Below are 20,885 nucleotides of genomic sequence, written 5' to 3'. Positions count from 1 at the left end.
CATGCCCGTAGATCCTTCCGAGCTCTCCACCTGGAGCCATGTCAAATATTATGGCAGCAACCTGTTTCTGCGCGGGCTGCTGGTTGGCACGCGGCTGATCCCTTATGGGTTGAGGGTGCCCATGATGGGCCGGCTGGTGACAGCTATGGGCCGGCTGGCCGGGTTCGAAAAGCGGGTGCGCAGCAACCTGGATCTTGTCAGCCCCGAGCTGGCGGAAATTGATCCCCGCGAGCTTTACCGGGACGTCAGCGATAATGCGGGCCGGATGATAGCCGAAATCTATGCCGGCGCCCCTTTTCACGACCGCGCCAGGGCTGCCCCCATTACCGGCCCCGGCCTGAAAGCGCTGGAAGAGGCACGTGCAGCAGGGCGTCCGGTCCTGCTGGCTACGGCGCATTTCGGCAATTACGATGCCGCCCGCGCGGCGCTGTTTGCCCGCGGTTTCGAGATGGGTGCGCTTTACCGCCGGATGGCCAACCCTTATTTCAACGACCATTACGTGGCAGCAATCAAAGGCAACGGCGAGCCCCTGTTCGAACAGGGAAAGCGCGGCATGGTCGCGCTTGTCCGGCATTTGAAGAAGGGCGGTATCGCGGCAATCGTCACTGATCTTCACGCCCAGGGCGGAGAGCTGATCGATTTCTTCGGCAAACCTGCGGTCACCTCTACCGTGCCGGCCGAACTGGCGCTGAAATTCGGCGCTGCTGTCATCCCTGTTTACGCGGTGCGGCAGGACAACGGTCTGGACTTCGAGATCGTGATGAGCGCTGAGATCCCGCATTCCGATCCGCTCACCATGACCAAATCCCTCAGCGCGGATCTGGAAGCCATCGTGCGCAAGCACACCGGCCAATGGTTCTGGATCCACCGCCGCTGGAAACCCTATGTTCCGCTGCCCAAACCCGGCAGGAAGGCAAATCCCGAGGCGGGCTGACCCAGGCTGCTACTCGGCGCGGGCAGCGGCAATGATCCGGCCAAAGGGCGCCTCTTGCACCACGACGGCAGCAGGCTGGCGGCCCGGCACCGGGACTGACAGTTCCAGATCCCCTGCCCCGTCCCATTCCGCTGCGATTTGCCAGTCTTCCACCACATTGGCATAGCTCAAGGTTTTACCGGCCAGTTCACCGCGGGTGATATTGACGGATCTTTCGGGCGTATAGCGCACCAGCTGCACCAGCAGCCTCGCGTCGCCCATCTGCGCCCGTGGCTGCAGCCGGATCACCAGATCCTCCCCGTTCCGCTCCACCGATAGCGACACCGGACGCGGCTGGGATTGGTGTTTGCCGATGGCATCGGCCACCTTCATTCCATCGGCGCCGACCACATCATCCTGCCCCATGATGATCATTTGCGGCGTATAGATCATCCTGCGCCCGCCCGCATGCGCATAGCCCTTTTGCCGCTTGGTATGGGACGGCTTGGCAAATTGATCCTTCCAGCCGATGTAATCCCAGTAGTCCACGTGCAGCGCCAGCGGCAGCACATCGTCGCGCGCAGCCAGCTCATGCAGCAGTGCATCGGCCGGCGGGCAGGACGAACACCCTTGCGACGTATAAAGCTCTACTACCACAGGCTCCGCTGCGGATTGGCCGTATACCGGCAGGGCCAGGCCCCAAGCTGCAATGATCGACGCCAGAAGTTTCATGAATCGCCCGCTTCGTTTGTTAGGCTTCTGGTCTAAAGATGTGCCTGCAAATACGCCAATCAATCATTTTTGAGCCGGGATTGAACGGAGCAGGCCCGTTGTACCGCAAAAAATGTGTACTATTGCATACAAAAGTGCCCCCTGCGGCGATTGGGCTATTGAATGCTTAATCTTCCTCATGCATTTAGCAGGCAGCGAATTCCCCGATTTCAAATCCTTGAGGGAGGCCAAACATGCCTATCACCGTCGGACAAGACAATGCCAAAGCGCGTAAAACGCTCAGCGTCAACGGCAAGTCGATCTCTTATTATTCCATCCCCGCAGCCACCGAAGCAGGCTTTGGCGATTTCTCCAAGCTGCCCGCCGCGCTGAAGGTGGTGCTGGAAAACATGCTGCGCTTTGAGGATGGCGGCTTTTCCGTCTCCACCGACGATATCAAGGCGTTTGCCGAATGGGGCGCCAATGGCGGCAAGAACCCGCGTGAGATTGCCTACCGCCCGGCCCGCGTTCTGATGCAGGATTTCACCGGCGTTCCCGCCGTTGTCGATCTGGCTGCCATGCGCGACGGCATCGTGGGGCTGAAAGGCTCGGCTGCCAAGATCAACCCGCTGGTCCCCGTTGATCTGGTCATCGACCACTCGGTTATGATTGACGAATTCGGCAACCCGCGCGCGTTCCAGATGAACGTGGACCGCGAGTATGAGCGCAACATGGAGCGTTACCAGTTCCTGAAGTGGGGCCAGAACGCGTTCAACAACTTCCGCGTGGTGCCGCCGGGCACCGGCATCTGCCACCAGGTGAACCTGGAATACCTGTCGCAAACCGTCTGGACCGATGTGGATCAGAACGGGGATGAGGTCGCCTATCCGGATACCCTGGTTGGCACCGACAGCCACACCACCATGGTGAACGGCGCGGCCGTGCTGGGCTGGGGCGTTGGCGGGATCGAGGCCGAGGCCGCGATGCTGGGCCAGCCGATTTCGATGCTGATCCCCGAGGTCATCGGCTTTGAGCTGACCGGCCAGATGCTTGAGGGCACCACCGGCACCGACCTGGTGCTGAAAGTGGTGGAAATGCTGCGCGCCAAGGGCGTGGTTGGCAAGTTCGTCGAATTTTACGGCACTGGCCTGGACCGTCTGCCGCTCGCAGACCGCGCCACCATCGCCAACATGGCGCCGGAATACGGCGCCACCTGCGGTTTCTTCCCGATCGACGGCGAGACCCTGCGCTACCTGCGCAACACCGGCCGTGATGAGGACCGCATCGCTCTGGTCGAAGCCTACGCAAAGGAAAACGGTTTCTGGCGCGGCCCGGATTACAACCCGGTCTACACCAGCACCCTGAGCCTGGACATGGGCACCATCGTTCCGGCCATCTCCGGGCCGAAACGCCCGCAGGACTATGTGGCGCTGACCAATGCCAAATCGGCCTTCTCGAAAGAGATGGAAGAGACCTTCAAGCGTCCGATAGGCAAGGAAGTCGCCGTCAAGGGCGAGGACTACACCATGGAATCGGGCAAGGTGGTGATCGCTTCGATCACGTCGTGCACCAACACCTCGAACCCTTATGTGATGATCGGCGCTGGCCTGGTCGCGCGCAAGGCGGCGGCCCTGGGCCTGGACCGCAAGCCTTGGGTCAAAACCTCGCTGGCACCGGGTTCGCAGGTCGTGTCCGCCTATCTGGAGGCCGCAGGCCTGCAGGAAGATCTGGACAAGGTCGGTTTCAACCTGGTGGGCTACGGCTGCACCACCTGTATCGGCAACTCCGGCCCGATCCAGCAGGAAATTTCCGAGGCAATTGCCGAGGGCGATCTGGTGGCAACTTCAGTGCTGTCGGGCAACCGCAACTTTGAGGGCCGCATCTCGCCTGACGTGCGCGCCAACTACCTGGCCTCGCCGCCGCTGGTGGTGGCCTATGCACTGGCCGGCACCATGGACATCAACCTGGCGTCCGATCCCATCGCTCAGGACAAGGACGGCAATGACGTCTACCTGAAAGACATCTGGCCCTCGACCCAGGAAGTTGCGGAACTGGTTGAGCAGACCGTCACCCGCGAGGCCTTCCTGTCGAAATACGCCGACGTTTTCAAGGGCGACGAGAAGTGGCAGGCGGTGGAGACCACCGATGCGGAAACCTATGACTGGCCCGCAACCTCGACCTACATCCAGAACCCGCCCTATTTCCAGGGCATGGGCACCGAGCCGGGCACCATCTCGAACATTAAAGATGCCAAGGTTCTGGCGGTTCTGGGCGACATGGTCACCACCGACCACATCTCGCCCGCGGGTTCGTTCGCAACCACCACGCCCGCAGGCCAGTATCTGCTGGAACGTCAGGTACAGCCGCGCGAGTTCAACTCCTACGGTTCGCGCCGTGGCAACCACGAGATCATGATGCGCGGCACCTTTGCCAACATCCGCATCAAGAACGAGATGCTGGACGGCGTTGAGGGTGGCTATACCAAAGGCCCCGATGGCGAACAGACTTCCATCTTTGATGCCTCGATGGCGCATCAGGAAGCAGGCACACCGCTGGTGGTGTTCGGCGGCGAACAGTACGGCGCGGGCTCCTCGCGCGACTGGGCGGCCAAAGGCACCGCGCTCTTGGGCGTCAAGGCTGTGATCGCTGAAAGCTTTGAGCGTATCCACCGGTCCAACCTGGTTGGCATGGGTGTGATCCCGTTTGAATTCACCGGCGGCGACAGCCGCAAATCGCTGGGCCTGACCGGTGAGGAAACCGTGTCGATCAGCGGGCTGGACACCATCCAGCCGCTGCAGGAAGTGCCCTGCGCAATCACCATGGCGGACGGTTCTGTGAAAGAGATCACGCTGAAGTGCCGTATCGATACCGCACCCGAGATCGAATACATCGAACATGGCGGCGTGCTGCACTATGTGCTGCGGAACCTGGCCAAGTCGTAAGACAACAGTTAAGCGAAAATGTGAAAGGGCGCCCCGCCGGGCGCCCTTCTTATGTCAGGGGGGCTGCAGACAGCCCCGGCTACGGGGCGATGGTGCTGCTCAGGATCTCTGCAATCGTGCCATCAGCCTGCAGTTCGGAAATCACCCGGTTGAACACGTTCAAATAGGCATCTGCGCCAGCACTCCGCGACAGGCCAAAGTGCGAATAGGTGCTGGAAATCGGAGTGGCAACAGACGCAATTCTGTCCTGCCAGCCATTTTGCACGACGTGGTAGCGCCCGACCGCGTCATCAATTGCGACCAGGTCAAGCTGACCAAACAGCAGCATTTGCATCAGGCCTTCCACATCGCCGCCGCGAACGATCCGGTTGTTGTTTTCAAAGGCGCGTTCCATCTCCTGATCAATCACGCTGCCGTTCACCATCCCCAGCCGCAGCCGGGAAATCCGCGCATATCCTTCGTCAAGATCCAGCCCTTGCGGATAGCGCTCGCGGTTGTACCAGAATGTGTTGGTCTGCAGAAAGGTCGGCTCAGTGAAGGCCAGATAGGAAGCGCGCGCGGTGGATTTAAATAACGGAAGGATGCCGTCGGCCTCCCCGGATTCAGCCTGTGCTAGGCAGCGCTGCCAAGGCAGCAGAACAACAACGGCCCTTAGCCCGTCAATCCGGTCCGTCACGGCCTCCAGCAGCTTGACCTTCAGCCCGCCGTCGGGAATGCCGCCGGATCCCAGCGTGTAGGGCGGATAGGGATCATAGCAGAATGTCAGTACAGAGTCGGCACGCGCAGTGTCAGCCAACCCGCTAAGGGCAGCAAAGCATGCCAGCAGCACTTTGACGAATCCAGTAGGCTTTTCCACTCTCCTGGCCTTCTCCATACGGGCGGTATCCAGCTTAGCGGGATTGCAAATTACCGCTCCCGCTTGCCTCATGCTTCCGACCTATCCCACAGTAAAATGAAAGAACCTGTAATGGCACTGCCAGCGATCTTCCGAATTGGCGCAGGCACAACCAAAACGATATATTCCTGGTGTCAATACCTGCTATACCGCCCGGTTCAGCTGTGTAAACATTAAATCTGAATACATCTTTTATCCCTCGCGACACTCCTTGATTGACCGGGTCCAATATCATGAAAGAAGCTGTAATAGCAGTCGTTTACCCGGATGTGGACACGTTTGACGAACACGTTGAGGCAGTTCTGGAAATGCTTCCGGAAACCAGACGTTTTCCTGGCTGCATTGAAGCCCATGCCGGTATTAACCGCGCGCGTTTTGAAATTGCCGTTTTCCACCTATGGGAGTCGAATGACCATTTGGAGCGCTATTTGGTCTGGCGTGCCGACCGCGGCGATCTGGACGCCCGCAGCGCCACCATGCGGCGGGAGCAGGATTTCCGGACTTTTTCGGTACCATAAGACCCCGGCCTTCGTATTGAAAGCGCGGCATGGCGCCCGTGCCGCCGGGTACTGCGTTGCATTGCACACTGGCTGTTCGCAATCTGCAGATTGCCTTGGGCACACACCTAGGAAAAAGTGGTGGCATGAAACACACAGACAGCATCACAGGCTATCACGCCCACATCTATTTTGATGAAAACACCGCAGTGCAGGCCCGCGCTCTTTGCCAGCGTGCTGCCGAACTCTTTGGAGCAGAGATGGGGCGCATGCATGAAAAACCCGTCGGACCGCACCCCAAATGGTCCTGCCAGCTGGAGGCCAGCCCGGAGCAGTTTTCCAAGTTGCTGCCTTGGCTGGCATTGAACCGCGATGGGCTGATTGTCTTTGCCCATCCGGAAACCGGTGACGCCCTGGCGGATCATCGGGATCACGCGATCTGGCTGGGAACAGGCCTGGCGCTGGATCTCAGCATCTTCGGCTGACGTTTGCGCAAATTTACCAGAAATTTCCAGTTGCCCGTCAAGCTGGCCCAGCCCGCTGAACATGGAGCGTTTCGTGACGGAAGCTGTGATCATTCAACTGCACCCGCTGCCCGGTAAATATACCGAGCTGGCAGTTCTTGTGAAAAAGATGGTGGAGGCGGCTCGCGGTTTTCCGGAATGCCAACAAGCCGAAACCCTGCTCGCCCCGGACCGGGACGAGATTTCGGTATTTCAAAGATGGACCTGCGCGGAGGCGTTCAGCGAGTATCTGATTTGGCGTTCCAGGCAGGAAGACCTAACGCTTGCCTTTGCGCTGTCGTCAAAGGAACCGGACTTCCGCAGTTTCACCCTGCATGATCCTGGCTAAGGTGCTGCCGCCTGTTTACTGACGTGCCGCCTTTTCCATCGCCGGGCGCAGGGTGCTTTCGATCACCCGCTGGGTAATCGGTCCGGCCCAACGCAGCACAATTTTGCCTTCACCGTCCACCACATAGGTTTCCGGCACGCCGTACACGCCCCAGTCGATGGCCATGCGGCCCTTCTCGTCGCGGCCAATCGCTGCGTAAGGGTCGCCCAGCTCATTCAAAAAGGCCTCGGCATTGGCCAGCTGGTCCTTGTAGTTGATGCCGTAAACCGGGATGCCCTCGTTTGACAGCGCTTCCAGGTTCGGATGCTCGGCCCGGCAGGGCGCGCACCAGCTTGCCCAGTAGTTCACCAGCTTCACACTGCCATCGCGCAGGGTTTCGTCTGTAAACATCTCCTTGCCAGGAAATTCGTCCAGCGCTAGCGGCGGCGCGGGCTGGCCTTCGCGCGCGGACGGCAGGCTGTTGGGGTCTTCGCGGAACATGCCCACCAGGGCAAGGCCGACAAAACCCGCAAACACGATACCGGGGACCGCCATCAGCGGAGAGATCTTAGCCATTGCGCTTCATCCGGGTTTCCAGGGTTTCCATTTCCCGGCGCACCTTGCGGCCGCGCAGAATTGTCAGCACCACCAGCGCCAGCAGCAGCAGCAGCGAGGCACCATAGGCCGACAGCACCGTATCGGCGTATTTTCCAAGATCGGGCATCAGGCCTCCAGCCGTTCGCGCGCCATCAATGCCTTGATGCGGCGGGCGCGGATTTCAGTTCCGGTGCGGTAGAACACCAGTGCTATGAACAACAGCACAAACCCCGCCATGCAGACATAAAGCGGGTTGGAGAACGCATCAGCCACGTTTTCCTTTTCATCAAGGCTCAGCGACGCGCCCTGATGCAGCCCCTGGTTCCAGAAGTTCACCGCATAGCGGCTGAGCACGGCAAAGACCGACCCCACCAGGCAGAGAATTGAGGTCAGGTCCGCGGCGGTGTCGGGATTGTCGATCGCCTCCCACAGGGCAATGTAGCCGAGGTAGAACAGGAACAGCACCAGGAAGGACGTGAGGCGCGGATCCCAGGCCCACCAGGTGCCCCACATCGGCTGGCCCCAGATCGCACCGGTGATCAGCGCGATAACCGTCATTACAATACCAACGGGCGCCGCAGCACGGGCGGCCAGCGCGCTGACGTGATGGCGGCGGATCACCCAGACGAGCGAAGTCACAAGCATCATGAACCAGGCATTGATCGCCATCAGCGCGGCAGGCACATGCAGGAAGATGATCTTGACAGTGGAGCCTTGGCGGTAATCGTCAGGCGTGAAGAAAAAGCCCCAGATCAGCCCCGCGCTGATCAGCACGGCGGAACTGATCCACAAGACCGGCATCACCTTTTCGGTGGTGGTCAGGAACTTCTTTGGATTGGCGTATTCCCAGATCGACATGTTGGCTATTTAGCTCTTGTTCTCGGGTTTCTCAATTCACGGCTCGTTGAAACCGCCTAGCGCAAATTGACGCGCAAGACAGCGGCGCTGGCAAAGGGCAGCAAGGCGATGGAGGCGGCGGAGATGCCGGCCAGCAGCAGCATCGGTGTTTGAACAGCCATGCCTTCAGCCCCGCGGCGGGCCACTTCGGAGCCAAAGATCAGCGTCGGCACATACAGCGGCATCACCAAAAGCGACATCAGCAGCCCGCCGCGTTTCAGCCCCACGGTCAGAGCGGCGCCAAAGGTGCCAATAACGGACAGTGCAGGCGTGCCCAGCAACAGGGAAACCACCAGCCATTGAAAGCCTTGGGCCGGCAGGTTCAGCAGCACTCCCAGCACCGGTGCCGCCATCACCAGCGGCAGCCCGGTGGTAATCCAATGCGCCAGCGCCTTGATCGTCACCGTGCTTTCCAGGGGCAAGGGAGCTGTGGCCAGCAGATCGAGCGAGCCGTCCTCCCAATCCAGCGCCAGCAGCCGGTCGAGCGACAGCAGGCAGGCCAGCAGCGCGCCCAGCCACAGAACGCCCGGAGCGATCTTGGACAGCAGGTCCGATTGCGGACCGACGGAAAACGGCACCATCACAGTTACGATCAGAAAGAACGCGAGGCCAAGGCCAAAGCCGCCGCCGGCCCGGAAGGCCAGCCGCAGATCCCGTATCAGCAGCGCAATCACAGGAAGCCTCCGTCAAAGTCATCCAGCGCCAGCGGTCTGGCCTTATAGGGGCCAACGTCCAGCACCCCGGCCTCCAGCCCCAGATCGATATGAGTGGCAATCAGGGCAGAACCGCCCTGCCCCAGATGCGTGCGCACGGCATCAGCAAACATCGCTACCGAGGTTTTATCGAGGCTTACAGTCGGTTCATCCATGATCCAGATCGGCCGCCCGGTAACCAGCATCCGGCTGAGGCCAAGGCGGCGCTTCTGGCCCGCTGACAGCGCACCTGCCTGCCGGTCTCGCAGGGTTTGCAGATCAAACCCGTCCAGCGCCTGTTCAATGCCATTGCGGCCAAAAACACTGGCCCAGAAGGTCAGGTTTTCGGCAACGGTCAGCGTCGGCTTCAGCCCGTCGGAATGGGCGGCATAGGCAATCTGGTCCTCGGCTCCTTCGACTCGCCCCTTCGGTGGCGGCTGCAATCCGGCGACAGTGCGCAGCAAGGTTGTCTTGCCAATGCCATTGGGGCCGCGCAGGATCAGCGCCTTGCCAGGCGCCAGAGCAAAGTTCAGGCCCTCCAGCACCGGTATACCGCCGCGCGCCACGCTCAGATCCGTCACAGTCAATGTCATGAAGTTCGCTTATCCCGTTGTGCCCGCGCATCAAAAGACCATGCAGCCGCATCCCGCTTTGCGGCAGGTCAAATACATCTTCAGAAAGTCAGACCGCCAGCGCCGCCATGGCAATCCGGCGCCCTTCGGACAGCAGCACATTATAGGTGCGGCAGGCAGCGGGCGAGTTCATGACCTCAACCCCCAGCCCAGCCCCTTCCAATGCTTTGCGCAGACCTGCCGGAATATGCGCGATTTCCGCGCCGGTTCCTATGAACAGGACGTCGATCTCCCCGGCCAGCGCCAGCAGCGGTGCGTCATCCGCATAGCCGCCCCAGGCCGATGTCCCTGCCGCCGAGGTCAGCACCGCGCCCTGATGCACCTGCCCGCCGATGCGGAAGAATCCTGCGCCATAGCCGTCAATCGGCTGCGCGTCGGAAAAGCTCACTTCATTCAGGCGCATATGGGGGGTCCTTTCAGTCAAACACCGGGAGGCTGGATAACACGGCCAGCGCAATCACGGAATAGGAGGCAAAGCGATAGAGCTTCTCCAGCTTGGGATCAAACAACGCCTTGCCGGTCAGCGTGGTGACAACATAGGGGATGCCCAGCAATGCAGCCAGGATCACCGCCTGCAGGCTGGCCAGCCCGCCAAAGATCAGGTTGACCGCAATCACCACATCCAGCGCCGCCAGAAACACGATGGTGTTGGCGCGCACCCGCGCCACATCACGCACATTGGCCAGGTAAAAGACAATGATCACCGGCCCTGTCAGACCGGTCATGCCGCCAACCATGCCAGCCGCCCCACCGATGCCAAACCGGCCGGGCCAGCCCAGCCGCCCCTGCCAGCGCCAGCCGGAAACAACTGCCGCCAGCGTCACCCCGATCACGCCTGCCGCCAGCCAGCGCAGGGTCAGCGGATCCAGTTGCGACATGACCCACAGCCCGGCAGGCACGGTAACAGCGGCGGCCATTGCCAGCGCGCCGACCTCGGCCTTGTCGGCCTTGCTCCAGGCCTGCGGGAACAAGGTGATGGTGGAAAACACACCCATCAGCACCATCAGAAACACCACATCTGCCGAGGGCAGGAATTGCGCGCCGACGGGCACAAAAATCATCGCGGTGCCAAAACCAGTGAAGCCGCGGACTAATCCCGCGGCTCCAATAGTCAGCAAAAGCCAGAACAACCCCGGCGTGGCCAGGGCTGCCTGAAAGGCCTCAAGCATCGATGTTCGAGAACTGGTTGCCGGTGGTGTTTGCCTGTTTCGACCAGTCGCGCTTCACCCCCAGTTTCAGCAGGATGGTGGAGGCGACAAAGACCGACGAGTAGGTCCCGACCAGAACACCCCAGATCATGGCAAAGACAAAGCCGCGGATCACGTCGCCGCCCAGCACATACAGCGAGATCAGCGCCAAGAGCGTGGTGACCGAGGTCATCACCGTCCGGCTGAGAGTCTCGTTGATCGAGATGTTCAGAACCTCGGCCAGATCCTTCTTCTTGTAGCGGCGCAGGTTCTCACGCACCCGGTCGAACACAACCACCGTATCGTTCAGCGAATAGCCGACGATGGTCAGCAGGGCGGCGATGATGGCCAGGTCGAATTTGATCTGCAGTTCCGAGAACACACCGATGGTCAGCACCACGTCATGCACCAGGGCCGCCACCGCACCGAGCGCGAACTGCCACTCAAACCGCAGCCAGATGTAGACAAGCACAGCCCCGATCGCGAGGGCCACCGCGTAAATCGCCGTGGTGATCAGCTCACCCGAGACCTTGGGGCCGACGGATTCGACGGACACAAACTTGATGCCCGGTGCCACTGCGTCCAGCGAAACCTTCAGCGTCTCGACCATATCGCCCGAGATCGCCTCGCCGTCGTCTTGTGCCTGGATGCGGATCATCGCGACGTGCTGGTCTTCCTCGAAGGTCGGGTCAAACACCTCGGTGATCGACACATCCCCCAGCCCCAGCGGCGAAATGGCATCACGGTAAGCGCCCACATCCACGGTTTCAGACGCTTCGGTCCGGAGAGTTGTGCCGCCGCGGAAATCGATACCGAAGTTCAGCCCCTGCAGCAGGAAGGAGGCAACCCCCACCACCATCATCAGGGCTGAGATGCCCAGCCACAGCTTGGCGCGTTTGAAGAAATCGAATGAGGTCTTCTGAGGAACAAGTCTTAACCGCATATCACACCTCAATCGTTTTCGGACGGCGCCGTTCAAACCACATGATGATCATCAGCCGGGTGACAAAGATCGCGGTGAAAACCGAGGTCAGAATGCCCAGCCCAAGGGTGATCGCAAAGCCGCGCACCGGGCCGGAGCCCATGGCGAACAGGATCACCGCGGTGATGAAGGTGGTGATGTTGGCGTCAAGAATGGCGCTCAGCGCCTTGGAGTAGCCTTCGTCAATCGCCTTGGCCGGGCCGCGGCCCGCCTTCAGCTCTTCTCGGATGCGTTCAAAGATCAGCACGTTGGCGTCCACCGCCATACCAACCGTCAGAACGATACCGGCAATGCCTGGCAGCGTTAGCGTGCCGCCAATGAGGCTGAGCATACCGAAAATCAGCGCGATGTTCAGGATCAGCGCCACATTGGCAAACAGGCCGAACAGACCATAGCTGAGGCCCATGAACACCAGCACCGCGATAAAGGCCACGATGGTGGCGATCTTGCCCGCATCAATGCTGTCCTGGCCCAGTTCGGGGCCAATGGTGCGTTCTTCCAGGAACTCCAAGCCTGCCGGCAATGCGCCTGCGCGCAGCAGAACCGCCAGATTAGTGCTTTCCTCGATGGTGAAATTGCCGGTGATGATGCCCGAACCGCCCGGGATATGCGACTGGATCACCGGGGCCGAGACGACCTCGTCATCCAGCACAATGGCAAAGGGCGAGCCGATGTTTTCCGCCGTGTAATCGCCAAAGCGGCGCGCACCGGAGGTGTTGAAGCGGAAGGTCACCGCAGGCCGGCCGTTCTGGTCGAACGACGGCTGCGCATCCACCAGGTCCTCGCCGGTCACTACAGCAGCAGCTTCGATCGTGTAGTAAATGCCGCTTTCATCCAGTGACGGGATGATCTTATTGCCGATACCAGGCGCCGCATCTGCGTCGCTGCCGCGGCCCACAACCGGGTTGAAAGTCAGCTGCGCGGTGGTGCCGATGATCGCCTTCAGTTCTGAAGCAGAGCCAATCCCCGGCACCTGGATCAGGATCCGGTCAGCGCCTTGGCGCTGGATGGTCGGCTCGCGGGTGCCGACCTCGTCGATCCGGCGGCGCACGATTTCCAGCGACTGGCGCACGGTGCGGTCGTCCGAGGCAATTTTCTCTGCCTCGCTCAAGCGCACCACCAGGGTGCCGGCTTCGGCGGAAACTTCAATGTCGTTGGCGCCCACACCGGTCAATGTGGTAATCGGATTGGCCAGCTCGCGCACGACCTCCAGCGCACGGGCCATGCCTTCGGGCTTGGTGATTTTCACGCGAATCTCATCCGCCTGCCCCGGCTGGCGGCGGAACGTGCCAACAGTGCCGCGCTCGGGCCGCAGCGCATCACGCACTTCCGGCCACAGGGCATCCATCCGCGCCTCATAGACGTCTTCGACCTGCACTTCGGCCAGCAGATGCGCGCCGCCCCGCAAATCGAGGCCCAGGTTGACCAGCCCCGACGGCAGATACGACGGCCACTGACCGACCGCTTGCAACCGTTCCGGCGTCTCACCCTTGGCGATGATATCCGCCGCGGCGTCGTTGGCCTGTTCGACGCGGGTGTAGAATCCGTTTGGCAGGGCAAGCATCAGACCGGCCGCGCACACCAGCCAGATTAGCACCCTCTTCCAGAGATCAATTTGCAGCATTGCCCTGCCTTTTCAGTTTGTTACAGGTCTAAGCTTACGACACAGGGTCGGTTTTGCTCAGCACCTGGGCAATGGTTGCCTTGATGACGCGCACTTTCACGCCATCGGCGATTTCAACTTCAATCTCGCCGTCTTCCTTGACCTTGGACACCTTGCCGATCAGACCGCCCTGGGTCACGACCTGGTCACGCACCCGCAGCTGATCAACCATCTTCTGATGTTCTTTCACCTTCTTCTGCTGCGGCCGGATCAGCAGGAAGTACATGATCGCGAAGATCAGGATAAGCGGGAGAAATTGGGCGATTGCGCCACTGTCCATGGGATTTTCCTTCTGTCAAAGCGGCATGAGGTTTCATGCCGGAAATTTGCAGCGGAACCTATGCGCTGGGGGGATGGGTTGCAAGGCTGCCGCAAAGCAAAAGCGCAGCCGGTATAGGCCGTTGCAGGATTGCCTGGATACCGTGCCGGGAAAGGCCGTCCAATCCGCTTGCCCAGTGACCGGCATCCCCAAGTTGCACATAGACCGCGCGCGCCCCTTCCCCTTTGTTCACCCTTGCGTCATAGGATGGGCCTACTGATTCAAATCACAATTCAACGCTAGGAGAGACTCTCATGCATGACATCCGCGCTATCCGCGAAAACCCTGCCGCATTCGACGCCGCTGTGGCGCGGCGCGGGGATGCGGGCGTGTCATCCGAGATCCTGGCGCTGGACGAGGCGCGGCGCGCCAAGATCCAGGCGGCAGAGGCCGCCCAGGCCCTGCAGAACAAGGCCTCCAAAGAAGTCGGCGCCGCCAAGGGCCGCGGCGATGAGGCCGAGTTCGAGCGCCTGCGCGCACTGGTGGCCGAGAAGAAGGCCGAAGTGGCGGTGATGAACACCGAGGCCAAAGAGTTGGATCAGCAGCTGACCGATATGCTGATGACCATCCCGAACCTGGCCTTCGATGAGGTGCCGCTGGGCGAAGATGAAGACGACAACGTCGAAATCCGCCGCTGGGGTGACCCGAAGGAACTCGGTTTCGACGCCAAGGAGCATTTCGAGATCGAAGGCGTGAAGCCCGGCATGGATTTCGAAACCGCGGCCAAGCTCTCGGGCAGCCGTTTTGTGGTGCTGTCCGGTGCGGTGGCGCGTATCCACCGCGCGCTGGCGCAATTCATGATCAACACCCATGTGGATGAGAACGGCCTGACCGAGGCCTGGACCCCGGTTCTGGTGCGCGAAGAGATGATGTACGGCACCGGCCAGCTGCCCAAGTTCGGCGAGGACAGCTACAAGACCACCAACGGCTGGTGGCTGGTTCCGACTGCCGAGGTCACGCTGACCAATATCGTCAATGGCATGACGGTCGAGGAAGGCTACCTGCCGCGCCGCTATGTGGCGCACACCCAGTGTTTCCGTTCCGAGGCAGGGTCGGCCGGCAAAGACACCTCCGGAATGCTGCGCCAGCACCAGTTCGAGAAGGTCGAAATGGTCTCGGTCACGCATCCGGACAAAAGCGGTGAAGAGCATGAGCGCATGACCCGTTGCGCCGAAAACATCCTGGAGCGGCTGGGCCTGCCCTATCGCACCATTGTTTTGTGCACTGGCGACATGGGCTTCGGCGCCAGCAAGACTCACGACATCGAGGTCTGGGTGCCCGGCCAGAAAACCTACCGCGAGATTTCTTCGGTCTCGGTCTGCGGTGACTTCCAGGCCCGCCGGATGAATGCGCGCTTCAAGCCCGCTGATGGCGGCAAGCCGCAATTTGTGCACACACTGAACGGCTCCGGCCTGGCGGTGGGCCGTTGCTTGATTGCAGTGCTGGAGAATGGCCAGCAGGCGGATGGTTCTGTGAAGCTGCCCGAGGTGCTTGCACCTTATCTGGGCGGCAAGCTGACCCTGACCGCGGATGGTGCACTGGCCTGACCCAAACGCCAGTGCAAGACAGAAACCGGCGCCATATGGGTGCCGGTTTTTTCTATTCACTCAACGCCTTACGCGCTATTTCTTCATCTTCTTCTTGCCGGCACCTTTGGCTGCCAGAATTGCCTGGGCCTTTGCCTTTTCTTTCTCGATGGCCTTTTTCGCTTTCGCCTTGACCTTCTTGGCCTTCTGCTTGGCTTTAATTCTTGCCGCTGCAAATTCCACCGCCAGTTGCGCCGCTTTACGCTTGGCTTTACGGGCCTTGGCCTGCGCCTTGGCGGCCTTATCCTCCGCTGCCCGGCGCGCGGCCTCGGCGGCTTCCAGCTTGGCGTTCAGCTCACCCTGCAACTTATCAGAAGCCTTACCTGCCGATGGTTTGACCACTTTCTTCTCTGGACTCTTTCCGTTCACGAACCGGGTCTCCTTATATTCAGGCACGCAAGATATTCAGGCACGCAAGGCCCGGCAGCCGCAGCCGTCTAAGCCTTGGCAGCCTCCAGCAGTACCACCGCAGGTCTGGTTACGATACCCGTGATGCTGTGCAGCAGCGGTTTCCCCACGCCGGCAAGATCGGATGAGCCTGGACTATTCGCGCAGGTTACGGCCCCTTACATCAAATGCCCCCCTCAGCCCGGAAAGGGCACCAGGCATTTCTTATCTTCATCCCACAGCTTCAGCGTCAGCGCTCGCACTGCTTCGGCAAATTTGATCCGGCGCAGCCCCAGTTCCGGCGGCAGGCTGTAGTGGCACTGGCGCAGCCGGTAGGACGGGATGCGGGCATTGTAATGATGGATATCATGCAGGGTGATATTGGCCACCGCCATGTCGAAGATCCAGCCGAAATCCAGGCAAGAGGACCCCTGCAGCGCCGCCACCTGCGGGTTCAAATCCGGACGGCGGTCCCAATAGGTGTCCTCAAAATTATGCTGCAGGTAGACCAGGAAAACACCGATCATGCCGCCCAGGAATGAAAACGCCAGCCAAATCCAGATGCCGGTTATCCCTGCCACCCGGTACAGCAACGCCAGCATGGCCACGATCACCAGATTATGCAGGACCACCCCCAGCGCCCCGAAACGCCGGGTATTTTTGGGCCAGCGGTAACGGATGAAATAGGTGAATGCCGCCCCAAGCGGCACCAGCACAAGCGGATTGCGGTACAAACGGTAGCCCAGCCGCTCCCAGAACCCGGCCGTCTTCCACTCCCGCACGGTCATGGTGTGGATCTCGCCGGTCTCGCGGTGCTCCAGATTACCGATGTTGGAATGATGCAGGTTGTGGTTCTGCTTCATCACCTCAAACGGCGCAAAGGTGAAGGGCGACAGCACATGGCCGGCAATCTCGTTCTGGACCCGGGTTTCAAACAGCGAATGATGCCCGGTGTCATGCTGAAGCACATACAGCCGCACTGCGGCAAAGGCAAAAACCACACCTGCCGGCAGCATCACAAACCACTGGTCCGCATAGGCGACGGCCACGGTAAGCGCCGCAAAGTAGACCGCAAATGTACCGAAATAGCTGAGCGACGCCAGCCGGTTGTCCTGTTGTGTGAATTGACGCGTATGTGTCCTCAGATCCATGAACCCGTCCCTAAAGCCGATGCGTGACAACTGTGCAAAACGCGCATCCCGTCCAAAGTAGATTTCCAGATAACTCCGCCTTGTGCAAAAACAAGGTTATCACCGGATAAACCATTCAACTTGAAAGGTATCAATCTGCAGCAGTGAAGGAAACACAGAGAAGCCAAGCCCCGCATGAAGCAGGCAAAAGGCCGCTCAGCCCCGCGCAACGCAAAAGCGCCGCCCGTCAGGGCGGCGCCGGGCCCAACGGGCCTAGGTATTTCTTTGGAAATGCCGCAGGCCGGGCGGGAGCACCCTGCCCTAGCTGGATCCGCCGCCGCGCTTATTCAAATGCTTGGCCAAAGCGCCGGCATTCTTGGCCCGCTTGCCCTTATAAGGGTTCTTGTCGCCCTGGCCGCGCATATACAGCCGGATCGGAGTGCCAGGCATGTCGAAATCTTCACGCAGGCCGTTAACCAGATACCGGTTATAGCTCTCCGGCAGCTTATCGGGATGCGAGCACATCACCACAAACCCCGGCGGGCGGCTTTTGGCCTGGGTCATGTAACGCAGCTTGATCCGCTTGCCCTGCGGCGCTGGCGGCGGGTGCTGTTCCAGCATGCCAACCAGCCAGCGGTTCAGCGCCGCGGTCGGCACCCGCCGGTTCCACACGGTATAGGCGCGCATGATCGCGTCATGCAGCCGGTCCAGCCCCTTGCCTGTTTTGGCCGAAACCGTCACCAAAGGCGCGCCGCGCAGCTGCGGCAGCAGGCGGCCGAAGGCTTCCTTCAGGTCGCGCAGCTTTTCCTGCTTGTTGTCTTCGATGTCCCATTTGTTGACTGCAACCACAACCGAGCGGCCTTCGCGCTCGGCCAGGTCGGCAATCCGCAGGTCCTGCTGTTCAAACGGGATATCCGCATCCAGCAGCACCACCACAACTTCGGCGAATTTCACCGCGCGCAGGCCATCGGACACGGACAGCTTTTCCAGCTTTTCCTGCACCTTGGCCTTTTTGCGCATGCCGGCAGTGTCAAACACCCGCATCGGCACGCCGTTCCAGTTCATCCGCAGCGAGATCGCATCGCGGGTGATGCCTGCCTCGGGTCCGGTCAGCAGCCGGTCCTCGCCCAGGATCTTGTTGATCAGCGTCGACTTGCCCGCGTTGGGGCGGCCCACAACAGCAACCTGCAGCGGCTTGGCATCGGTCGGCTCGGGAATGCTCTCGGCCTCGTCCTCACCGATTTCTTCGTCCAGCACCACATCGGTGACCGGCGAATGATCCACCGCTTCGGATTCAAACTTCTCTGCCAGCGGCATCAGGACCGAATACAGATCCGGCATCCCTTCGCCATGCTCGCCGGACAAGCGCAAGGGCTCGCCCAGGCCAAGGCTGTAGGCCTCCAGCACACCGGCTTCGGCGGCGTTGCCTTCGGCCTTGTTGGCAACCAGGATCACATGGGCGGATTTGCGGCGCAGGATGTCGGCAAACAGCTCATCGGTCGGTGTCACGCCGGTGCGCGCATCAATCATGAACATGCAGATATCGGCCATATCCACCGCCCGCTCGGTCAGGCGGCGCATCCGGCCCTCGAGCGAGTTGTCAGTGGCATCTTCCAGACCCGCAGTATCAATCACTGTAAACCGCAGGTCGCCCAGCCGCGCTTCGCCCTCGCGCAAATCGCGCGTGACACCCGGCTGGTCGTCGACCAAAGCCAGCTTTTTGCCCACAAGGCGGTTGAACAGGGTGGACTTGCCCACATTGGGACGGCCCACGATGGCGAGGGTAAAGGACATCAGACCAGCTTTCTGCGATTCAGACGCGGCTCATAACGCATCCGGGCGGCTTCCGCCACCCGGAAACACGGATCAGCGGTATGCCAGCAATTCACCCTTGGAGGAAACCACGTAAAGAGTCCGCCCTGCAACAACCGGTGCGGTGGTGGCGCCGCCCGGCACTTCAATGGTTCGGGTCAGGCTGCCGTCCTGCGGGTTGAAGAACCGCAGCAGGCCGTCGTTGGAGGCGACAATGATCTGCCCGCCCGCCAGAACGGGGCCGTAATGGACATGGATCCGGCCGCGCTTGCCGGGTTTGTCTTTCAGAAACCCAGGCAGATCCACTGCCCAGACCACCTCGCCGCTGCCGCCGTCCAGACGCAGCAGCCGGTTCTGATCGCTGACCTGGAACAGGCTGCCGCCCGCGGGCCATGCGGTTCCAGAGGCGCCTTCGCGCGCGGTCCACAGCCGGTCACCGGTTTCCAGATCAATCGCCACGGTGCGGCCCGAGTTGTTGCCCGCATACAGACGCTTGCCCGAAACCACCGGCGCACCGGTCACATCGCTGATCCGCGACAGGGTCTGGCCGGTGCGCTGGCCGGAGACGGACGCGCTCCAGCGCCGCAAGCCGCCGCGGCGGAAGGTAGCGATCAGATCGCCGGACCCAAAGGCAAAAACCGCCAGATCATTGGTCACCACAGGCGCAGGCGCGCCAAGGATGTTCGACGCCGAGGGCGAAGCCTCAATTTGCCAGGCGATGCGGCCGTCTTTGGTGTTGACCGCCCAGCCGGTGTCATCGCCAGCCACCAGATAAACCAGCCCGCCGCTGACCCGCGGCTGGCCGGATCCGGTGGCGTCCAGCTCCTGGCGCCAGATCAGGCTGCCGTCGGCGGCGTTCAACGCCGTCAGCACGCCATAGCCCGAGGAGATGTAGAGCACACCATCGTCATAGGCCAAACCGCCACCGGTTGCCTGGCCCTCGTCATCTGCTGCCGGGATCAGCGTGCTGCGCCACAACACCTGGCCCTGCGGCGATACCGCCGAGACCTGTGCTGCGCTGTCCAGCGCGTAAATACGCCCGCCGCCAACAACTGGTGTTGCGGTGATACGCTGGCGCCGCCCATCGCCGTCGCCGATGGACGCGGACCAGATCCGCTGCGGCGCCGCCGACAGCGCCGGATGCGATGTGCGGGTGGCCTCGGCGCCATGGCCTTGGGCCCAGCTTGCGTTTGCCACCTGCTTGGGCAAGGAGATTGCGCGGGATTGATTAACCACCTCAATTGCGGCCTCTGGACGGATGTCCTCGCGTTCGCCGCGCAGGATGATCTCCTCCTCCGAACAGGCGGCCAGAATTGCCACCGCTGCGGTGCCGCACAAAAATGCCCGTGTCCGGGAGAAAGTTCTGTTTTTTGTCATTGCCCTGCCCTGTCTGCCGTTCGTGTTCCGCAAGTTCCCATCCGCGGAGCGCCTTACCCCTCAGGCGCAGAGGCATCCTCAACGGAGCCGCCAAGCGCCACAATCACCTGAGTGGCCCGTTCTTTCAAGTCCGCACTCACAGCCGCATCCGCCGCAATCCCGCGAAGCCGGGTGATTGCGGCAGCGCTGTTGCCCTCTTCAATCTCCAAAAGCGCCAGCTGTTCGGATGCCAGCAGCGCCAGCGGCGCGCCCGGCTGGGCCAGCGCCTCATATTGCAGACGCCGGTCGCCGGCGCTCAGGGTTCCGGACTGCAGGGCCAGCGCCTTAAAGCTGGCGATATGGCGGTAAATCAGCGGCAGCTCGCCATTGACTGCCACGGCTTCCAGCCGCGCCACTGCCTCAGCAGTGTTCCCCGCGTCCGCCAGCGCACCGGCTTCAAGCATCTTCAGAATGGCCGAGCCGCCTGCGCTTTCGGCTGAAACTGCAGCCAGCGCTTCGGACCGGCTGCCGCTGCCGTCAATCTCCAGCGCCGCGGTGATCGCATCCCCCAGTGCTTCGGCCGCTGCCTGGTCCTGTGCCTTGCTGTACTCACGGAACGCAGCGCCGCCGACGATCAGCGCCACCACAGCACCGCCGATCCAGCCGTAGCGCTTCAGCATCAGGAAAAGCCGGTCACGGCGGACCTCTTCGGTCACCTCGTCGATAAAGCTGTCGGTATCGCTCATGAAAAGCCCCTGATATGCGCGGCCCGGACGTTCCGCCCAAACCGGTATTGAATGCGTTGCGCCCCTCTTAACCCGGCTCAAAGCCCAAGCCAAGTGGCGCGTTTAAACCA

Annotated in this window: 23 protein-coding genes; 6 read left to right on the top strand and 17 right to left on the bottom strand. The window is 61.2% G+C overall.

The genetic code is table 11. From position 1 onward, the window contains the following. Position 1: 1 nt before the first annotated feature. On the top strand, positions 2-934 hold the full coding sequence (locus tag K3557_RS07560; RefSeq protein WP_259998873.1) for a lysophospholipid acyltransferase family protein: 933 nt from the start codon (positions 2-4) through the stop codon (positions 932-934). Positions 935-943: 9 nt separating this feature from the next. Here the strand turns inward: K3557_RS07560 and K3557_RS07555 are convergent, their stop codons facing one another. After that, a complete protein-coding gene (locus tag K3557_RS07555) occupies positions 944-1,645 on the bottom strand; it encodes a thioredoxin family protein (RefSeq protein ID WP_259998871.1) in 702 nt (233 codons plus the stop codon). A 233-nt stretch (positions 1,646-1,878) separates the two neighbouring features. Between K3557_RS07555 and acnA the strand changes: the two genes are divergently transcribed. After that, positions 1,879-4,566, top strand: coding sequence for an aconitate hydratase AcnA (gene acnA, locus K3557_RS07550; RefSeq protein ID WP_259998869.1), 2,688 nt, complete (start codon positions 1,879-1,881; stop codon positions 4,564-4,566). Positions 4,567-4,645: 79 nt separating this feature from the next. On the opposite strand, the gene K3557_RS07545 is transcribed toward acnA, so the two are convergent. Further along, entirely contained in the window at positions 4,646-5,422 is a 777-nt protein-coding gene (locus tag K3557_RS07545) for an ABC transporter substrate-binding protein (protein ID WP_259991839.1), read from the bottom strand. Positions 5,423-5,694: 272 nt separating this feature from the next. Here K3557_RS07545 and K3557_RS07540 point away from each other — a divergent pair, with 272 nt between their 5' ends. The 3 genes from K3557_RS07540 to K3557_RS07530 all read left to right on the top strand — a co-directional run bounded on the left by K3557_RS07540 (position 5,695) and on the right by K3557_RS07530 (position 6,810). Continuing rightward, positions 5,695-5,979: an antibiotic biosynthesis monooxygenase gene (locus tag K3557_RS07540; protein ID WP_129371064.1), complete on the top strand. Its 285-nt coding sequence runs from the start codon at positions 5,695-5,697 to the stop codon at positions 5,977-5,979. 125 nt (positions 5,980-6,104) lie between these two features. After that, positions 6,105-6,443, top strand: coding sequence for a DOPA 4,5-dioxygenase family protein (locus K3557_RS07535; RefSeq protein WP_259998867.1), 339 nt, complete (start codon positions 6,105-6,107; stop codon positions 6,441-6,443). A gap of 61 nt (positions 6,444-6,504) precedes the next feature. Further along, complete coding sequence (locus K3557_RS07530; RefSeq protein ID WP_259991835.1) at positions 6,505-6,810, top strand: antibiotic biosynthesis monooxygenase; 306 nt, start codon at positions 6,505-6,507, stop codon at positions 6,808-6,810. Positions 6,811-6,825: 15 nt separating this feature from the next. On the opposite strand, the gene K3557_RS07525 is transcribed toward K3557_RS07530, so the two are convergent. From K3557_RS07525 to yajC, 10 genes are all read right to left on the bottom strand, one after another. Then, the gene (locus K3557_RS07525) at positions 6,826-7,365 is read right to left on the bottom strand and encodes a DsbE family thiol:disulfide interchange protein (RefSeq protein WP_259998865.1); all 540 of its coding nucleotides are present in this window, start codon (positions 7,363-7,365) and stop codon (positions 6,826-6,828) included. After that, positions 7,358-7,513 (bottom strand): heme exporter protein CcmD, encoded by a 156-nt coding sequence (gene ccmD / locus K3557_RS07520; RefSeq protein WP_035920135.1) that lies wholly within the window; start codon positions 7,511-7,513, stop codon positions 7,358-7,360. Before ccmD ends, K3557_RS07525 begins: the two co-directional genes overlap by 8 nt. Then, a complete protein-coding gene (locus K3557_RS07515; protein ID WP_259991830.1) occupies positions 7,513-8,244 on the bottom strand; it encodes a heme ABC transporter permease in 732 nt (243 codons plus the stop codon). Before K3557_RS07515 ends, ccmD begins: the two co-directional genes overlap by 1 nt. A 56-nt stretch (positions 8,245-8,300) precedes the next feature. After that, complete coding sequence (gene ccmB / locus K3557_RS07510) at positions 8,301-8,957, bottom strand: heme exporter protein CcmB (protein WP_259998863.1); 657 nt, start codon at positions 8,955-8,957, stop codon at positions 8,301-8,303. Then, positions 8,954-9,568, bottom strand: a complete 615-nt coding sequence (gene ccmA, locus K3557_RS07505; protein WP_259998861.1) for a heme ABC exporter ATP-binding protein CcmA — start codon at positions 9,566-9,568, stop codon at positions 8,954-8,956. Before ccmA ends, ccmB begins: the two co-directional genes overlap by 4 nt. 88 nt (positions 9,569-9,656) lie before the next feature. After that, on the bottom strand, positions 9,657-10,010 hold the full coding sequence (locus K3557_RS07500) for an Mth938-like domain-containing protein (RefSeq protein WP_259998859.1): 354 nt from the start codon (positions 10,008-10,010) through the stop codon (positions 9,657-9,659). A 13-nt stretch (positions 10,011-10,023) separates the two neighbouring features. Then, positions 10,024-10,776, bottom strand: a complete 753-nt coding sequence (locus tag K3557_RS07495) for a sulfite exporter TauE/SafE family protein (protein WP_259998857.1) — start codon at positions 10,774-10,776, stop codon at positions 10,024-10,026. Next, positions 10,769-11,737, bottom strand: a complete 969-nt coding sequence (gene secF / locus K3557_RS07490) for a protein translocase subunit SecF (protein ID WP_259991820.1) — start codon at positions 11,735-11,737, stop codon at positions 10,769-10,771. The genes K3557_RS07495 and secF overlap by 8 nt, the downstream gene beginning before the upstream one ends. 1 nt (position 11,738) lies before the next feature. Continuing rightward, on the bottom strand, positions 11,739-13,400 hold the full coding sequence (gene secD, locus K3557_RS07485; protein ID WP_259991819.1) for a protein translocase subunit SecD: 1,662 nt from the start codon (positions 13,398-13,400) through the stop codon (positions 11,739-11,741). 34 nt (positions 13,401-13,434) lie between these two features. After that, positions 13,435-13,719, bottom strand: a complete 285-nt coding sequence (gene yajC / locus K3557_RS07480) for a preprotein translocase subunit YajC (RefSeq protein ID WP_024089858.1) — start codon at positions 13,717-13,719, stop codon at positions 13,435-13,437. 293 nt (positions 13,720-14,012) lie between these two features. Here yajC and serS point away from each other — a divergent pair, with 293 nt between their 5' ends. Continuing rightward, positions 14,013-15,305: a serine--tRNA ligase gene (gene serS / locus K3557_RS07475; protein WP_259991816.1), complete on the top strand. Its 1,293-nt coding sequence runs from the start codon at positions 14,013-14,015 to the stop codon at positions 15,303-15,305. A gap of 75 nt (positions 15,306-15,380) precedes the next feature. On the opposite strand, the gene K3557_RS07470 is transcribed toward serS, so the two are convergent. The 5 genes from K3557_RS07470 to K3557_RS07450 form a co-directional block, all read right to left on the bottom strand. Beyond that, the gene (locus K3557_RS07470) at positions 15,381-15,740 is read right to left on the bottom strand and encodes a hypothetical protein (protein WP_259998855.1); all 360 of its coding nucleotides are present in this window, start codon (positions 15,738-15,740) and stop codon (positions 15,381-15,383) included. Positions 15,741-15,928: 188 nt separating this feature from the next. Continuing rightward, the gene (locus K3557_RS07465; RefSeq protein ID WP_259998853.1) at positions 15,929-16,882 is read right to left on the bottom strand and encodes a fatty acid desaturase; all 954 of its coding nucleotides are present in this window, start codon (positions 16,880-16,882) and stop codon (positions 15,929-15,931) included. Between the two features lie 300 nt (positions 16,883-17,182). Further along, on the bottom strand, positions 17,183-18,655 hold the full coding sequence (gene der / locus K3557_RS07460; protein ID WP_259991810.1) for a ribosome biogenesis GTPase Der: 1,473 nt from the start codon (positions 18,653-18,655) through the stop codon (positions 17,183-17,185). Positions 18,656-18,727: 72 nt separating this feature from the next. Next, complete coding sequence (locus tag K3557_RS07455) at positions 18,728-20,050, bottom strand: PQQ-like beta-propeller repeat protein (protein WP_259998851.1); 1,323 nt, start codon at positions 20,048-20,050, stop codon at positions 18,728-18,730. A gap of 53 nt (positions 20,051-20,103) precedes the next feature. Beyond that, positions 20,104-20,775, bottom strand: coding sequence for a hypothetical protein (locus K3557_RS07450; RefSeq protein ID WP_259998849.1), 672 nt, complete (start codon positions 20,773-20,775; stop codon positions 20,104-20,106). Positions 20,776-20,885: the final 110 nt, after the last annotated feature.

The sequence above is a fragment of the Leisingera sp. M523 genome, from assembly GCF_025141335.1.
In the GTDB taxonomy this organism is placed as follows: Bacteria; Pseudomonadota; Alphaproteobacteria; order Rhodobacterales; family Rhodobacteraceae; genus Leisingera.
The sequence above is the reverse complement of the archived record's forward strand: the minus strand, read 5'-3'. Positions and strand labels throughout refer to the sequence as shown.

Excerpts from the sequence above, each read along its gene's own strand:
- K3557_RS07560 (WP_259998873.1), top strand. The coding sequence starts at position 2 with ATGCCCGTAGATCCTTCCGAGCTCTCCACCTGGAGCCATGTCAAATAT.
- K3557_RS07555 (WP_259998871.1), bottom strand. The coding sequence starts at position 1,645 with ATGAAACTTCTGGCGTCGATCATTGCAGCTTGGGGCCTGGCCCTGCCG.
- acnA (WP_259998869.1), top strand. The coding sequence starts at position 1,879 with ATGCCTATCACCGTCGGACAAGACAATGCCAAAGCGCGTAAAACGCTC.
- K3557_RS07540 (WP_129371064.1), top strand. The coding sequence starts at position 5,695 with ATGAAAGAAGCTGTAATAGCAGTCGTTTACCCGGATGTGGACACGTTT.
- K3557_RS07535 (WP_259998867.1), top strand. The coding sequence starts at position 6,105 with ATGAAACACACAGACAGCATCACAGGCTATCACGCCCACATCTATTTT.
- K3557_RS07530 (WP_259991835.1), top strand. The coding sequence starts at position 6,505 with ATGGAGCGTTTCGTGACGGAAGCTGTGATCATTCAACTGCACCCGCTG.
- K3557_RS07525 (WP_259998865.1), bottom strand. The coding sequence starts at position 7,365 with ATGGCTAAGATCTCTCCGCTGATGGCGGTCCCCGGTATCGTGTTTGCG.
- ccmD (WP_035920135.1), bottom strand. The coding sequence starts at position 7,513 with ATGCCCGATCTTGGAAAATACGCCGATACGGTGCTGTCGGCCTATGGT.
- K3557_RS07515 (WP_259991830.1), bottom strand. The coding sequence starts at position 8,244 with ATGTCGATCTGGGAATACGCCAATCCAAAGAAGTTCCTGACCACCACC.
- ccmA (WP_259998861.1), bottom strand. The coding sequence starts at position 9,568 with ATGACATTGACTGTGACGGATCTGAGCGTGGCGCGCGGCGGTATACCG.
- K3557_RS07500 (WP_259998859.1), bottom strand. The coding sequence starts at position 10,010 with ATGCGCCTGAATGAAGTGAGCTTTTCCGACGCGCAGCCGATTGACGGC.
- K3557_RS07495 (WP_259998857.1), bottom strand. The coding sequence starts at position 10,776 with ATGCTTGAGGCCTTTCAGGCAGCCCTGGCCACGCCGGGGTTGTTCTGG.
- secF (WP_259991820.1), bottom strand. The coding sequence starts at position 11,737 with ATGCGGTTAAGACTTGTTCCTCAGAAGACCTCATTCGATTTCTTCAAA.
- secD (WP_259991819.1), bottom strand. The coding sequence starts at position 13,400 with ATGCTGCAAATTGATCTCTGGAAGAGGGTGCTAATCTGGCTGGTGTGC.
- yajC (WP_024089858.1), bottom strand. The coding sequence starts at position 13,719 with ATGGACAGTGGCGCAATCGCCCAATTTCTCCCGCTTATCCTGATCTTC.
- serS (WP_259991816.1), top strand. The coding sequence starts at position 14,013 with ATGCATGACATCCGCGCTATCCGCGAAAACCCTGCCGCATTCGACGCC.
- K3557_RS07465 (WP_259998853.1), bottom strand. The coding sequence starts at position 16,882 with ATGGATCTGAGGACACATACGCGTCAATTCACACAACAGGACAACCGG.
- der (WP_259991810.1), bottom strand. The coding sequence starts at position 18,655 with ATGTCCTTTACCCTCGCCATCGTGGGCCGTCCCAATGTGGGCAAGTCC.
- K3557_RS07455 (WP_259998851.1), bottom strand. The coding sequence starts at position 20,050 with ATGACAAAAAACAGAACTTTCTCCCGGACACGGGCATTTTTGTGCGGC.
- K3557_RS07450 (WP_259998849.1), bottom strand. The coding sequence starts at position 20,775 with ATGAGCGATACCGACAGCTTTATCGACGAGGTGACCGAAGAGGTCCGC.